The organism is Streptomyces sp. MNU89, assembly GCF_020982505.1.
GTDB lineage: Bacteria > Actinomycetota > Actinomycetes > Streptomycetales > Streptomycetaceae > Streptomyces > Streptomyces xinghaiensis.
This window is the reverse complement of sequence record NZ_JAJKLL010000001.1, coordinates 3602999-3617288: the sequence shown is the minus strand read 5'-3', so window position 1 is coordinate 3617288 and position 14290 is coordinate 3602999. Positions and strand designations below refer to the sequence as shown.

The window sequence follows — 14290 nt, the reverse complement described above, 5'->3', positions numbered from 1 at the left end:
GGGTCGACCTCCTTACTGCTGGGCCCAGTTCATGACCGGCTGCTGCGGCTTGCGGGCACGGTGACGAACGCGGTTGATCTCTTCCTCGAACTCCTGCTGGAACGTCGCGTAGCAGGCGGCGGCGTTCTTCGCGGCGCTGCGCAGGTCATCGGCGGCCCGGTTCATCTTCCGGGCGACCTTCGCCGCGCGGATCCGGGAGCCGAACGCGCGGCCCTCGGGGTCCGGCACGGCCGCGAGCACGCCCTTGAGAATCTCGGTCCCCATGGCCACCTCGATCGACAGCGTCACCGCGGCGGCCCGCAGGGTGTTGCAGTAGTTCCGCACCTGCGCCGGGGAGGTGAAGTCCGGGGCCGGGAGCAGGGCTTCGGCGTGCGGGCGGCGCCCGCTGGAGCCGCCCGTCTGCCTGGCGTTGTTCACGGTGACGTTGATCGGCGGGACGATCGAGCCGCCCAGCGCCCCGACGAACCCGCCGGCGGCGGCCCCGGCGTTGGCGAACTTGCCGGTCTTGGGATCGTTCACGGGCCCGCGCGCACGCTGGCCGTTGGTGTTCTGCGCCATCAGACGATCTCTCCTTCAGGTCAGCGGGACGGGCGGATGATGAGCCATACGGTCTGAGCGGTGATCCCGATGAGCAGCCACAGCAGGACCAGCGGCCCGTTCAGCGGGCCGAACCCGGCGGCCAGGGCCAGCCACACCGCGGCGAGCGTGGCGAGGGCGGCCAGACCGATGCGCCAGGCGAGCGCGGCGGCGCGGGCCGGGCGGCGGCGCTGCATGACCAGCAACCAGACCACCGGCCCGGCCGCCACCGGGGCGATGACGAGAGCGGACCACCAGGCGATCACGTGCAGCAGCCCAGCCACCACGAACGCGGCCACGGAAAGACCGGTGGGGGCGAGGGCGCGGCGGACACTCCACAAGCCACGGCCCACGAAGCCGAGGGCTTCGCGGGTCAGGGAGGGACGCTCGGGGACGACGATCACGAACGGGTCGGAGCGGCGCCCCCGCTGGCGGGGGATACGGACGGTGTGGACGCCCGCGGCCGTCTTCACGGTGCGGGTACGGGTACGGCTGGACACAGCGAAACTCCCAGGAAGGTGAAGGGGTTCAGGCGGCGCGCTGTTCGTCGTCGGGATAGGCGCAGGACACACATCCCGAGTGCGGCAGGGATGACGTATCCGGCGTCGTGGTGGCACTGCGGGCAGGTGCGGCGGGCGGCGTTGGCCCTGGACAGGGCCACCCAGCGAGCCGGGGTCATGGGCCGCACGGGCTGGGCCAGGTCGATGCGGTAGAGGTAGGCGACCAGCGGCCCCCGCCGGCGGCGGGGGCATTCGAGCTGGGCGGCAACGTCCTGACCACCGGGCCGTAAGCCCAGGGCGCGGAGCTGCCGGCGGGTGGCCAACCCGTCCGACGCCAAGCGCCAGGGGTAGACCGGAACGGCGGCCATCAGCGGCTTGCGATGGCCAGCTCAGCCCCACCGTTGCCGGGCTCGCGGTGCTCGGCGTAGCGGGCGGAGACCCACCCGACCGACCAGCCGCACAGCTCGGCGGCGGCCCGTACCGGCAACCCGGCCTCGAACGCGGCCCGCACCATCTGGCGGGCGCGCTCCTCGGGGAGCTTGTCCGCGGCCGGTCCGGCAGCCAGCAGCGCGGCGCGTTCACGCTCGGCCCGCTCCTCGCGCTCGGCCCGTTCACGGCGCTCACGCTCGGCCCGCTCCCGCAGCTCCTGCTCGCGGCGCTCGGCCTCAGCGCGCTCACGACGTTCACGCTCCAGCCGGAGCCGTTCACGCTCACGTTCAGCGCGTTCACGCTCCTCGCGCTCGGCACGCTCGCGAGCCTCCGCCCGCTCCCGTTCCTCGCGCCGGGCCCGCTCTTCCCGCTCGGCCTGCTCGCGGGCCAACCGGGCCTCGTGTTCCCGCTGTTCACGCGCCAGCAGCGCGGCGTGCTCGCGCTCCTCACGAACCCGCCGTGCAGCCGCCTCACGCCGCTCGGCAGCCGCCCTTTCGCGCTCCTCGCGCTCGGCCCGCTGCTTGTCCTCCAGTGCGGTGACGGCGTCGGCGATCGCCCGCCGGTAGGCCAGGCCCGTCTCGGCGGTGACGATCAGCAGCAGTGGCGCGACCGCGTGCACAGCCACCCCGACCAGGTCTTTGGCCAGGGCGGAATCTGCGACGTTCAGGGCCAGAGTCATACAGCCGGTCATCCAGCGCAGGACCACCGGCCACCGGCCGCCGTGCCCGCCCAAGCGGGCCAGCGCCGCATCCAGGCGGACCACGATGACCACGGCCGCATCGACCACGAGCGGCAGGATCGGCGCCGTCCAGTCCCACTCATCCGGCGTGTGCTCGGCCGCGAGCGGGGTGACGGTGAGAATCGAGTACAGCATCGCGCCCGCCACGATCAGCCAAGTACCAGCCGACAGAGCGCGCTCGGCTGAACGGATCTGAACGCCGTTCACGCGCCCACCCCCGCCCATGAACGGACCCGAATCGCGGCGATCAGCAGCACCGGCGAGCACGGGTCGAAGGGGGTTTCGCTGTCCTCGGTCCACTGCCACTGCGCGCCCGGCACCGGCTCGAAGCCGAGCACGCTGAGCGCGTTCACACGGTCCGTGAGCGTCGGCACCGGCCCGCCATGCTCGAAGCTGTACTCCGGCCACCGCGCGGCGTTGTTCATCAACGCCACGTACAGGCGCCACCGGCCCCGACGCCTCGACATCTGCGCCGTGAACTCGCCCGCCATCACGCCACCACCCCCGACACCGTGGCGCCGCGGTTGGTCAGCTCGCGCCGCGCGGCCAGCACCTTGCGGCTGGCCCGCCGCAGCCGGCGCGTGTCCCACTCCGTCGCGGGCCGGTCCAGCAGGCTGATCTGCACGTCCAGCAACTCGACCTCCGCGACGATCAGCGGCGTCTCGTAGGCGATGGCGTCCAGCTCGGCATCCGTCGGCTCGCGGTCGAACTCGTCGGCGGTAACAACCGCCTGAACAGCACCGATGTGCTTCATGGGTCGTGGTGTCCTCTCTCAAGGTGAAACGGCCCGAACCGCGGCTCCCGGGTGGCACCCCGGGAGCCGCTTGCCGTGGCAGCCGGAAACGTCTCGGCTCCCCACACCTCGTCCGTACGGACTCCGCGCGGTACGCGGGCCCGGACGGGCGAGGGAGGCAACCGGCCGCAGCGCTAGCCGCTGCGATGGCAGGAAGAGGGCGGATCGGATTAGCCGCGAGTGCGTGTTCCACTCGCGGACCGGAATGCCGTACTGGCGCTCGCCGGCCGATCCATCACGGCGGCGCCCACCGATGTCGTTGGTACAACGGGGTTCCTCTCAGTCGAGATCACTCGGGGTAAAGCACTGCAAGGGGGATCGCGTCCCCACTCTCCGGCCGTTGCTCGCGGTCACCGGGCCACCTCGCCAGCACGGGCCGAAGCCCTGTTCCACCTGGCCTTTAGCGGGATTGCAGCGTCCCCGCTCCGTGCATAGGCGCAGCCCAAAGAAGGCCGCGACGCTCTGCAGTCCTGGGACTGCGAGGCGCTTGAGAAGACAATGGCCCACAGTCCCAGGACTGTCAACAGTCCTGGGACTGTGTTTCACTGGTCGAAGTCGACGGGAGGTTCTGATGGCGCCGAAGTGGCGAGAGCTTGCGGACCGGATCGCAGAGAAGATCCGGTCCGGCGAATACGCGCCCGGTGAGCAGTTGCCGCAGATCAGGGACTTGGTGGAGGCCGGTGAAGGCTCCAAGTCCACTGTCCACGCGGCCTACAAGGCGCTGGAAGCCGAAGGGCTGGTGACGTCTTCCCGTGGCCACGGCACGGTCGTACGCGACCGGCCGCCGCTCAAGCGGCTCGGAATCGAGCGGTACGACAAAGCCAAGTGGAGGGACGGCGACGAAGTCGCCTTCATCGCGGACCGGGTGGCGTCCGGCCGCGCATACCGGCGTAACGAACAGACGCAGACGGTCAGCAAGGTCCCTGCGCCACCGGTAGTCGCGGCAGCGCACGGCCTGCCCGAGGGAGCCGACGTCTACGCTCGCGCGCGCCTGGTCAAGGAAGGAGCGCAGCCCACGCACACACTGACCAGCTACTACCGCCCGGAGCACGTCGAGGGGACGCGCATTGTCGACCCGACTCCGGGCCCGGCCGGCCGGGGCGGTGGGTTCCGCGTGCTGTACGACGCGGGGTACGAGATCGACCACATGCGAGAGACGCTGTTCGCCCGAGTGCCCACCACTGACGAAGTGCAGCTCCTGCAGCTCGCCCCTGGTGAGTGGGTCGTGGAGCTGCACCGAACGACGTTCACGGCCGACGGCACGGTGGTCGAATTCGCGCTTGGCGTGCACGCGGCCACACGCTTCTCATGGACGTACGACTTCAAGGTGCCCGACTCGGCAGCGGAAGACGGAGACACGAAGTGATCTCGCAGCAGTCATGGGCGGATGCGCGACGACTCTGGGACTTCCAGCAGATGGGGCACGAGGTACGGCCGTGTTCGGTGGCCATCGGCCTGGGGAGCCATGATCTCGGGGTCGCCGACACCACGGTGGCCCTGTATCGGGACGGGATGGCTCCCCTGATCGTCTTCACGGGAGCGACCAGCCGGACCACCCGTGACCGGATGCCGCGCGGCGAAGCAGAGCACTACCGGGAGCGGGCCCTGGAACTCGGGGTGCCGGCGGACGTCATCCTTGTCGAACCGAACGCCCGGAACACCGGAGAGAACATCACGTTCTCGCGTGCGCTGCTTGCTGACCAGGACATCGCCGTTTCGTCTGTCCTGCTCGTCTGCAAGCCGTACGAGGAGCGACGCGCGTACGCAACGGCCCAGAAGCTTTGGCCCGATGTGGAGTGGATCTGCGCTTCCGCACCGATGAGCTTTACGGAGTACATCGCCTCAATAGGCGACGAGCGCCTGGTCATTGACATGCTGGTCGGAGCGCAGCAGCGACTCATGATCTACCCAGAAGAAGGGTTCATGCTCCGTCAGAAGATCCCGGCGGAAGTTGAGATGGCGTATCGCCGTCTCGTTGCTCACGGCTTCACGAGCCGTCTCGTTCCGACGGCCGCGGCACGCGACTGAAGAACCTCGCGGTCGGCCCAGGAGCCTGCGTGTCGACCCGGACAGAGCCGGAAAGTTCTGGTCAGCGGAAGTGACGATCGGTCTTGAACCCGGACGATCCCAGTGCGGTCACCTTTCTCTACAGGCACCCGCCGCGCGCGGCCCGTCGCCCGGGCCTGCGCTCCTGTTTGCGCCCCACTCCAGCCCAGCCGCCTGCCGCACGCCTGACTTGGTTGATGGGCGACGAACTCCCGGGGCAGTTGAGGCGGCACGGCGGCTCAAGACGGTGCCTCCGGCGGGGCGCCCAGACTCCGGGATGGCGGGGGCACCGGACGCGGGTGCCGGCCGGCGGGGTGGTGGTGGGGAGCTCCCATCTGCCGTCGACCCAGGCAGAGCCGAGCTGGCGCTGCACCGGGCGTCCAGGTCGCTCGTGCAGTGGCGCGCTCCACCTGGACGCCCGGTGCCGTGCCTGCTCCACGGTGTGTGGGTCGACGGCGGACGGGATGGGAGTTGAGGTGGCAGTGGTAGGGGAGCACCCCCCACCGATAGCCCCGCAAGTACGAGCCCTCTCTGATATGAGCCCGCCACCTCAGATGTATCCGGATAGGGGCGACCCCCACTCGTTTCGTCCTGAAACGCCCTCACACAGTCGCCACCTGGGGCTAGGCTAGCCCTGATCATGATGCCGCTCGTCCGGTTCAGCACTGAAAGTCCCAGGAGGAGTAATAGTGCAGGGTAGCGCGCCCCAAACCTTCACCATTGCCGAGTTCTTGAAATGGAATGACGACGATGAGTTGAACCTGAACCCGATATTTCAGCGCGGCCCTGTATGGTCCCCACCCGCACGCAGCTACCTCATCGACTCGATCATCCGCGGTTACCCCATTCCAAAACTGCTCCTTCGCACCAACATCGATAGAGATACGCGGCGAACCATTCGCGACGTCGTAGACGGTCAGCAGCGACTCAGGACCATCATTGCGTTCGCCGCAGGGAAGTTCGCATTGACTGCAAAGGCCGGCGAGTACAAAGGGAAGCGATATGCAGACCTCAGCGGCGAAGAAAAGGACAACTTTCTCGCTTACAAGCTCACATGCGAACAGCTGATCAACGCGAGCGACGATGACGTACTGGAGGTATTTCTCCGAATTAACTCATACGCCGTACCGGTTAACGGGCCGGAGTTGCGGAACGCGCGATTCGATACCGACTTTTCCTCGCATGTGAAGCAACTCTCTCACACAGTTCGCGAGGTATGGAGCCTTGGCGTAATCTCGCCTCGCGAGCGCGTTCGAATGGTGGACCATTCGACCGTTGCCGAGTTGATTGGCTATCTAATCAACGGCGTCGGTGAAGGGGCGGACTCCAACATCACAAGACTTTACGAACAGCAGATGACCACTATCGCAGCAGAACTCCCTGGCGAGGACCTGTTCGTAGACATCATCTCGACAGTGGAAGACCTCCTTCAAGAGTTCCGCGGCGAAGCAATTGTCGGCCGCCCTCACTTCCTCATGCTGGCTGCCGCTGTGATGTACGCCAAGGGAAAGCTCCCAGAGGGGCGACTCGACTTCACACGCGTCGAGGACGCAAGCAAGATGCTTCGGGACCGCACCCAGATCATCAAGGCTATTGGCGACCTCAATACGGCGATCGAAACGCCGGCCGAGGACCTTGACCCTAGGGCCCTTCCCTTCATCGAGGCGCGCTCAAGCAGTCAGCGAATGCCCAGCCGCCAGACCCGCTTCGAATACTTCTGCCACGCACTCGCCGGAAAGTCCTTTTACGACCTCTAGGGGGGAATTGTGCCTACACAGCCCCTGAAGGCAATTGGCGCCGGTTTCGCCCGAGAGGCAGACGAGATCGAAGCGGCATTCCATTCGACTTTATCCAGTAGCGTCGTCAACTCCTACAAGATCCCCTACGTCCCAGCCGTAGAGGGGTGCATCACCTCGCTATGGGACGCTTGGGGAAGGTTCAATCGATCAGTCATAATCCTGAGCGCCAGCGGCGATGTTCAAGGAATTTCGGGTGCCATCTACAGTCCTGGACAACCACGCACTGAATCTCAGGCAATTCGAAAGCTTGTAACAGACGCCCCCCTCCAATCGAATAGAATCAAGCTCCTTGGGGGCGAGCCGATCTGGCCCGCCCCGGAGATGCTGCTCGACGTCTGCCAAGCTCTAGACCTAGCTGCAGTCCACCCACTTCACGCCGCCGTAACATCCCACGTTCTGTCCCTGCCGTACAATCAGTCGACATCAAACCCGATCGTCGAGATTCGAGCGGTTCGAAACTACTGCGCACACAAAAGTGATGAAACATATCGAAAAATGCGCCGATTCTTTCGTCCCGGCATGACTAACGTCCACGCTCATGCCCGGCAAAAAGTTTCTGGAATTCCGCGGTTCGTTCATTGGATCGATTGCTTGAAAGTGATCGCAGAGGCCGGGGTCACCTAGCGTACTATCCAACCCGGCGAGCTTGCCCATGAATTCCTCGGGCGAGGCGAATTAAGAACTGTTATCGCGAACACGGGCACATCGGGGGATACGTGAGTCGTCAACTGAGAGTGGGACAGGTATATCGTTATGCCTCTGGAAAGGACCCCCAGCCAGTAGTCCTGGATGGATTTCCCAACTTCCATCACGTGACTCACTCGCCGGGTCTCCCGCGGGCCTTGCTGGAGGCTGGCATCAACGGTGTGGCGAAGGTGCGCACTCCGAGCGGGGAGAGGAGGCCCGTGATCCTCGTGCGGTCAAGCCCTTGGAAGGCTGGTACTGAGCAGACGCCCTGGCACGACGTGTTCGACATGGACAACGGGCACGTCCGCTACTTCGGCGATCACAAAGCCACCACCACGGTCGATCCGGGGAAGACCGTCGGAAACGCCGCCCTGCTTGACACGTTCGCAGGGCATCAGGGACGCACGCCTGAGGAACGGGCTGGCGCCGCCCCGCTGCTGCTGTTCAGGGCGGTGTCCCGCAGCGGGAAGGTCAAGGGACACGTCGAGTTCTGCGGGCTGGGCATTATTGAGCGGGCTGAGCGACTGGTGCAGTGGGGCGGGAGCGACCACACTACGTTCACCAACTACGTGTACGACGTCGCCCTTCTCGACCTCACCGACGAGAACGACAAGGTCGCTTGGGAGTGGATCGACTCTCGTAGGAACAAAACCCTGAGAGATGCGGATACGCTCGAACTTGCACCGCGAGCGTGGCGAGAGTGGGTCAGAAACGGCGGCTCGGAGCTTCCGCGACTCCGTCGGCGGGTTGCACGGGCCAAGGTGACCAAGGTGCCTGACCAACGACCGAAGCCGGGCACGGCCAAGGCTAAGGACCTGGAGCTGATCTACAAGTACTTCGACGGGCGCAAGCACGACTTCGAGGCTGTGGCCTCCGCGGTCGCCGCGCGCGTTCTGCGGGGTGCTGGGAACAGTTACCTCGAAGGGTGGCTGACCCAGCGGTCCGGCGACGGAGGGGCTGACTTCGTCGGAAGGCTTGACATCGGCAGCGGACTGGCAGGCACCAGCCTGGTTGTCCTAGGTCAGGCAAAGTGCGTCCGACTCGATCATGTCGTCTCCGCCGACCAGATTGCTCGTGTCGTGGCTCGGCTCCGCCGCGGCTGGATCGGCGTCTACGTGACGACCGGGGCCTACTCCATGCCGGCGCAGACCGAGATGATCGAGGACCAATACCCGATCGTTCTGGTCAACGGGCTGGATCTGGCGCGGGAGCTCAGGAGCATGGCCCGGGACGATCACGGTGGAGACCTCGAAGCCTGCATCGAGCACATACTGCGTGTCCGCGAGACAGCAGTCACCAATCGCCGACCGGAGGAAATCCTGCTGGAGTAGGTGCCCAGGCGGCTCGCGGCCTATTTGTGGACTTCGGCGGCCTCATCCAACCCGCTGCAGGCCGTTGAGCAGCCGCTATGCCCCTAGCTCACGCGCACTCCGGAGCCGTATACCGATGTAGTCGGGCAGAGACCACGGGAACCTGCCAGGTTCCTACGAATCGTCGTCAGGATCGTCAGTCAAACCACGTAGACAGCAGGCCCGCGACGGTTGCGCATAGCAGGCCGACGGAGGCAAGCACGGCAGGAGCTGTGATCTCTGGTGCCTGTTCGAGGCTTACGAGCTCGATGCGCTCTCGAATGTGCAGGAGGTCACCCCAGGTGCTCTCGCTGGGCACCTCTCGTTCCAGCCTGATCCTACGTTCCTCATCTGAAAGCCCAGCGTCTCCCATGATCTGTTCGTACCTTCGGAGCTTCCGTCTGAGGCGATCTCGTCGGCTGTCAACTCGCCGCCAGAGTAGCCAGACGCCAAGCGCCGGGAGTACGCCGCTGGCCGCAGTAAGGATGGTGATCGCCAGTTTCACTCCTGCACTATGCGGTGCGCACCCAGCGGCAGGGAAGCCGTAGAAACGTTGTGCATGAGCCTGGCCCTTACGTCGGGTGAGTGTCTAACTGCGTGACAATGCCACCACACCAGCGCACACCTGCGGACCATCAACGCAAGTGAGGATCACACCAGCCCAAGGCTGCGTCCCCGCCCAAGTTGCTTCAGGGCGAAGCGGTCGCTCCGCCGGGTGCGCCGCATGACCGACGACACCCCGGCCTGTCCCAAGTGCAGCCAGCACATGACGTCCGGCGGCTTCGTCCTCGTCAAGCGGGAGGACGATGGCCGGCGTGCCTGCCGGACACTACTGAGGTGTACCGGTCGGCACGTTTGGTGGCGTTGGGCCGACCGGTCGGAGGAGCCGCTGGAGGCTTTGCCCGGTGCCTGAGCTGTTCCGTTGACCGCTGACATCAACGACCCTGGACGACGACGGCGCACAGCAGCCCTGGTCGGCTGTCGGCGTCGCTTGAATCGTGCCCCTCTGCGGGCGGTTGAAAGCTGGGCCGTCTGTGGGCCGTCGAAGGGTGGCCCAGGGTGACCAACGACGACCATCAAAGACCCATCGGACAACAGCCGGCGCTGCTCTGGTGCCGCTCGCCCGACGTCGCTCCCGCCCCGCACCACTTTCTGCGCAACAAGAAGGAGGAGTGGCCAACCTCCGGCCAATACGAACCGAACGCGTGGTCCGCGAGGGAAAAAGGGCAGGTCAGAGCTGTATCTCCCTGTGCGGAAGGATGGTCTTGAAAACCGTCGTGGTGGCGACACCACCGTGGGTTCAAATCCCACACCCTCCGCGCGTAAGACGGCCCGTGGCCCGCTCAGCCGGTCACGGGCCGTTCCTGTGTGCGCCGGCTGCCGGCTGCCGGCTCGGCGGTCGGCCGTGTGCCCCAGGCGCAGGCGGGCCGTCCCGTTCGGGTGGCTTCCGTTTCCGTAATCGCCGATCGATACGTGCACCGAGTCCTGCCGGCGACGCGGCCGGGATCTCTGGGTGGCCCTCCTGCCACAGCCGGGCCGGTGCGGCAAGTTCGCGCAGGGCGGGCCGGGGGTGGTGGGGTGTCCGCCCTGGTGGGAGTGGGGGCGCGGTGCTCGGTGGGTTCCGGGACGTCCTTGGTGCAGACGGATGATCTCCATGGTCTCCGTCGCGTGTCCGCCCGCCGCCGTGGCTCCGGAACCTTTTCACTTCCCCGTATGGAACGACGAAAGAAGATCATCCAATACCTCGTGGCCATGCTGACCGCCCTGGCCTCGTTCATCGGGGGACTGCTCTCCGCGCCCACCGCCGCCGCGCCGTCCGCGGCGAGCCCCGCCGGTACCGGTGCGGTTCCGGCCGGTGGTTCCGGCAGCTCCGGCGGCGGGCCGGATGCCGGATCCGGCGATCCGCGCGAGCAGGGCGCGGAGATCTTCCGGGGGTACGGGTTCGACACCTGCCGTACGCCGTCCCTGGGCGCCATGAACGCCTGGCGCAAGTCCCACTACCGGGCCGTGGGCGTCTACTTCGGCGGCAGAGGGCGGGCCTGCAAGCGGCAACCGAACCTCAACCGCCGCTGGACGCTCGCCGTGCACCGCGCGGGCTGGCGGCTGCTGCCGCTCTACGTCGGGTCCCAGTCCCCCTGCGTTCACAGCGACAACAAGAAGCACACCCCCATCGGCGACGATCCCTGGAGCGAGGGCTCGGCGGAGGGCCGTGACGCCGTGCGCCGCGCTGCCGCGCTCGGCATGGCCGAACGCAGCCCCCTCTACCTCGACATGGAGGCGTACGACCACGACGACACCCGGTGCGCCGACACCACCCTGCGCTTCGTCCGGGCCTGGAGCCGCGAGGTCCGCCGGCGCGGGTACCTCCCCGGCTTCTACAGCAGCGCGGGAGCCGGCGTGGCGCACATGGAGCGTGCGCGCCGGGAGGGTGTACGGGATCTCCCCGAGGTGATGTGGTTCGCTCGCTGGGGTGTCGAACCGGCGGTCGACGACGAACCGGTCCTGGACCGGGATGCCTGGCAGCCGCACCGCAGGATCCACCAGTACGCGGGCGACGTCACCGAGCGCCACGGCGGGGTGCCGATGCAGATCGACCGCAACGCGGTGGACGCCCCGGTCGCGGTCATCGGCTGAGCCGGCCACCGCCCTTCTCCGTCCCCGCGGCGTCCCGCCGTACCGGAGACGGCCGGCCCGGACCGCGGTCCTCGCCCCAGGCCGTCCCGATCCCGGGGAACGACACCTCTCCACCCGGAGGGGGTGCACCTGAGTACACCCCTACAACCTGAGGCGGACGCGGCTTCGGCACCTGCGGGCGATCCGCCGCGGTGAGCCCGCTCCTAGCGTTGAGCCATGACCACGCCAGTCCGCACCAGTGCGACCGCGACCCACTTCACGTCCTATGTACGGGCCCGCGGGCCGGTGCTGCTGCGCACCGCCCGCTCGCTGACACCGGACCCGTGCGACGCCGAGGACCTGCTGCAGACCGCGCTGACCAAGACGTATGTCGCGTGGGAGCGGATACAGGACCACCGGGCGCTGGACGGCTATGTCCGGCGCGCCCTGATCAACACCCGCACCTCCCAGTGGCGCAAGCGCCGGATCGACGAGTTCGCCTGCGCCGAGCTCCCCGAGCGCGAGGCCGCCCCCGGGCCGGACCCCGCCGAGCAGCAGGTGCTGCGCGACGCGATGTGGCGTGCCGTGATGCGGCTGCCCGACCGCCAGCGGGCCATGGTCGTCCTCAGGTACTACGAGGACCTGAGCGAGGCGCGGACCGCCGAGGTGCTCGGAGTCTCCGTCGGCACCGTCAAGAGCGCGGTCTCCCGGGCGCTGGCCAAGCTGCGGGAGGACCCGGAGCTGCGGCCCGTGCGCGACTGACCCGCGGCCGCGCCCCCCGGCGGGGGACCGCGGAGCGGCCGGATTGCAGAAGCGTTACCTCAGGGGTAGTGACATACCGAGTGGTATGGCCGCAGAATCAGCGGCACATTACCGCTGCGTAACCGCTGCCCCGGGAGGCCGACGGTGCTGAGCACAATGCAGGACGTACCCCTGACCGTGAGCCGCATTCTGCGGCACGGCTCGACGATCCACGCCACCTCGCAGGTCATCACCTGGACCGGTGAGGGCGCCCCGCAGCGCCGGACCTTCGCCGAGGTGGGGGAGCGCGCCGGGCAGCTGGCTCACGCGCTCCGTGACGAACTCGGCGTACACGGTGACCAGCGTGTCGCCACGCTGATGTGGAACAACGCCGTCCATCTGGAGGCGTATCTCGCGATCCCCTCCATGGGCGCGGTGCTCCACACCCTGAACCTCCGGCTGCCGGCCGACCAGCTCGCCTTCATCGTGAACCACGCCGCCGACCGCGTCATTATCGTCGACGGCTCGCTGCTGCCGCTGCTCGCCCCGCTGCTCCCCGCTCTCAGTACCGTCGAGCACGTCGTCGTCAACGGGCCGGGCGACCGCTCCGTCCTGGACGGCTGCCGGCCCCGCGTGCACGACTACGAGGAGCTCATCGCCGGCCGCCCGTCCGACTACGCCTGGCCGGAGATCGACGAGCGCGAGGCCGCCGCCCTCTGCTACACCTCCGGCACCACCGGTGACCCCAAGGGCGTCGCCTACAGCCACCGGTCGATCTACCTGCACTCGATGCAGTCGAACAGCGGCGAGTCCTTCGGCGCCACCGGTGCCGACACCGTGCTGCCCGTGGTGCCGATGTTCCACGTCAACGCCTGGGGTCTGCCGCACGCCGCCTTCATGGCCGGCACCTCGCTGCTGATGCCCGACCGCTTCCTGCAGCCCGCACCGCTCGCCGAGATGATCGAGAGCGAGCGGCCGACGCTCGCCGCCGCCGTCCCCACCATCTGGCAGGGCCTGCTGGCCGAACTGGACGCCAAGCCGCGCGACGTCTCCTCGCTGCGCAACGTCGTCATCGGCGGCTCCGCCTGCCCGCCCTCCCTGATGCGGGACTTCGAGGAGCGGCACGGCATCACCGTCGTGCACGCCTGGGGCATGACGGAGACCTCGCCGCTCGGCAGCATCGCGCACCCGCCGGCCGGGGCGGACGAGGAGGCGGCCTGGGCATACCGCATCACGCAGGGCCGCTTCCCCGCCTCCGTCGAGGCACGGCTGGCCGGGCCCGGCGGTGACTTCCTGCCGTGGGACGGACAGAGCGCCGGTGAGCTGGAGGTGCGCGGACCGTGGATCGCGGGCGCGTACTACGGCGGCGGGGACGGCGAACCCTTCCGCCCGGAGGACAAGTTCAGCCCTGACGGCTGGCTGCGCACCGGTGACGTCGGCACCATCAGCCCGGACGGCTACCTCACCCTCACGGACCGCGCCAAGGACGTCATCAAGTCCGGTGGCGAGTGGATCTCCTCCGTCGAGCTGGAGAACGCCCTGATGGGACACCCGGAGGTCGCGGAGGCGGCGGTCGTCGCCGTACCGGACGAGAAGTGGGGCGAGCGCCCGCTGGCGACGGTCGTGCTCAAGGAGGGGGCGACCGCCGACCTGGAGGCGCTCAAGACCTTCCTCGGTGAGCGGATCGCCCGCTGGCAGCTGCCGGAGCGCTGGTCGCTGATCGAGTCGGTGCCGAAGACCAGCGTCGGCAAGTTCGACAAGAAGGTGCTGCGCAAGCAGTACGCGGAGGGACAGCTGGACGTCAGCGAGGTGTGACCGGGGTCCGGTTGCCGGACGCCCGCCGGCCCCGGCGCCGGACCGCGAAACGGCCGCCGCCGCTCCGCCCACGGGCGGGGTGGCGGCGGCCTGTCGTCTCAGGGCCGTCGCAGGATCCGGCCAGGGCGCCGGGCCCGCGGGCGGGCGCCGGTCGGGGAGCCGGCCACGGGAACACGGGAACACGGGAACGGCAACGGCGCGGC

At 67.9% G+C, this 14290-nt stretch carries 14 protein-coding genes and 1 pseudogene; 7 read left to right on the top strand and 8 right to left on the bottom strand.

Annotated elements, in window-relative coordinates; all coding sequences use genetic code 11:
• Window positions 1–12: 12 nt before the first annotated feature.
• The 6 genes and pseudogenes from traA to E4N63_RS15540 all read right to left on the bottom strand — a co-directional run bounded on the left by traA (window position 13) and on the right by E4N63_RS15540 (window position 2998).
• Entirely contained in the window at window positions 13–558 is a 546-nt protein-coding gene (gene traA, locus E4N63_RS15565; RefSeq protein WP_230240973.1) for a plasmid transfer protein TraA, read from the bottom strand.
• Between the two features lie 20 nt (window positions 559–578).
• Complete coding sequence (locus E4N63_RS15560; RefSeq protein ID WP_230240972.1) at window positions 579–1076, bottom strand: hypothetical protein; 498 nt, start codon at window positions 1074–1076, stop codon at window positions 579–581.
• 28 nt (window positions 1077–1104) lie between these two features.
• A pseudogene (locus tag E4N63_RS15555) lies at window positions 1105–1444 on the bottom strand (RRQRL motif-containing zinc-binding protein).
• Complete coding sequence (locus tag E4N63_RS15550) at window positions 1444–2451, bottom strand: DUF2637 domain-containing protein (RefSeq protein WP_230240971.1); 1008 nt, start codon at window positions 2449–2451, stop codon at window positions 1444–1446. Before E4N63_RS15550 ends, E4N63_RS15555 begins: the two are co-directional and overlap by 1 nt.
• Entirely contained in the window at window positions 2448–2735 is a 288-nt protein-coding gene (locus E4N63_RS15545) for a DUF6303 family protein (protein ID WP_230240970.1), read from the bottom strand. The genes E4N63_RS15550 and E4N63_RS15545 overlap by 4 nt, the downstream gene beginning before the upstream one ends.
• Window positions 2735–2998, bottom strand: a complete 264-nt coding sequence (locus E4N63_RS15540; protein ID WP_230240969.1) for a DUF6284 family protein — start codon at window positions 2996–2998, stop codon at window positions 2735–2737. The genes E4N63_RS15545 and E4N63_RS15540 overlap by 1 nt, the downstream gene beginning before the upstream one ends.
• 610 nt (window positions 2999–3608) lie before the next feature.
• Here E4N63_RS15540 and E4N63_RS15535 point away from each other — a divergent pair.
• The 4 genes from E4N63_RS15535 (at window position 3609) to E4N63_RS15520 (ending at window position 8900) form a co-directional block, all read left to right on the top strand.
• Window positions 3609–4403, top strand: a complete 795-nt coding sequence (locus tag E4N63_RS15535) for a GntR family transcriptional regulator (protein ID WP_230240968.1) — start codon at window positions 3609–3611, stop codon at window positions 4401–4403.
• Window positions 4400–5065, top strand: coding sequence for a YdcF family protein (locus E4N63_RS15530; protein WP_230240967.1), 666 nt, complete (start codon window positions 4400–4402; stop codon window positions 5063–5065). Before E4N63_RS15535 ends, E4N63_RS15530 begins: the two co-directional genes overlap by 4 nt.
• A gap of 707 nt (window positions 5066–5772) precedes the next feature.
• Window positions 5773–6840 carry a DUF262 domain-containing protein gene (locus E4N63_RS15525; protein WP_230240966.1) on the top strand — a complete coding sequence of 356 codons (1068 nt, stop codon included), beginning with the start codon at window positions 5773–5775 and terminating at the stop codon, window positions 6838–6840.
• Window positions 6841–7694: 854 nt separating this feature from the next.
• On the top strand, window positions 7695–8900 hold the full coding sequence (locus E4N63_RS15520) for a restriction endonuclease (RefSeq protein WP_230240965.1): 1206 nt from the start codon (window positions 7695–7697) through the stop codon (window positions 8898–8900).
• A 175-nt stretch (window positions 8901–9075) separates the two neighbouring features.
• Here the strand turns inward: E4N63_RS15520 and E4N63_RS15515 are convergent, their stop codons facing one another.
• Both E4N63_RS15515 and E4N63_RS15510 read right to left on the bottom strand, forming a co-directional pair.
• Entirely contained in the window at window positions 9076–9423 is a 348-nt protein-coding gene (locus E4N63_RS15515) for a hypothetical protein (RefSeq protein ID WP_230240964.1), read from the bottom strand.
• A gap of 146 nt (window positions 9424–9569) precedes the next feature.
• Complete coding sequence (locus E4N63_RS15510; protein ID WP_230240963.1) at window positions 9570–9713, bottom strand: hypothetical protein; 144 nt, start codon at window positions 9711–9713, stop codon at window positions 9570–9572.
• A 918-nt stretch (window positions 9714–10631) separates the two neighbouring features.
• Here E4N63_RS15510 and E4N63_RS15505 point away from each other — a divergent pair.
• The 3 genes from E4N63_RS15505 (at window position 10632) to E4N63_RS15495 (ending at window position 14087) form a co-directional block, all read left to right on the top strand.
• Entirely contained in the window at window positions 10632–11552 is a 921-nt protein-coding gene (locus E4N63_RS15505; protein WP_125624827.1) for a DUF1906 domain-containing protein, read from the top strand.
• 216 nt (window positions 11553–11768) lie between these two features.
• A complete protein-coding gene (locus tag E4N63_RS15500; protein WP_125624828.1) occupies window positions 11769–12293 on the top strand; it encodes a SigE family RNA polymerase sigma factor in 525 nt (174 codons plus the stop codon).
• A 144-nt stretch (window positions 12294–12437) separates the two neighbouring features.
• Window positions 12438–14087, top strand: a complete 1650-nt coding sequence (locus E4N63_RS15495) for a long-chain fatty acid--CoA ligase (RefSeq protein ID WP_230240962.1) — start codon at window positions 12438–12440, stop codon at window positions 14085–14087.
• The last annotated feature ends 203 nt before the right edge of the window (window positions 14088–14290 follow it).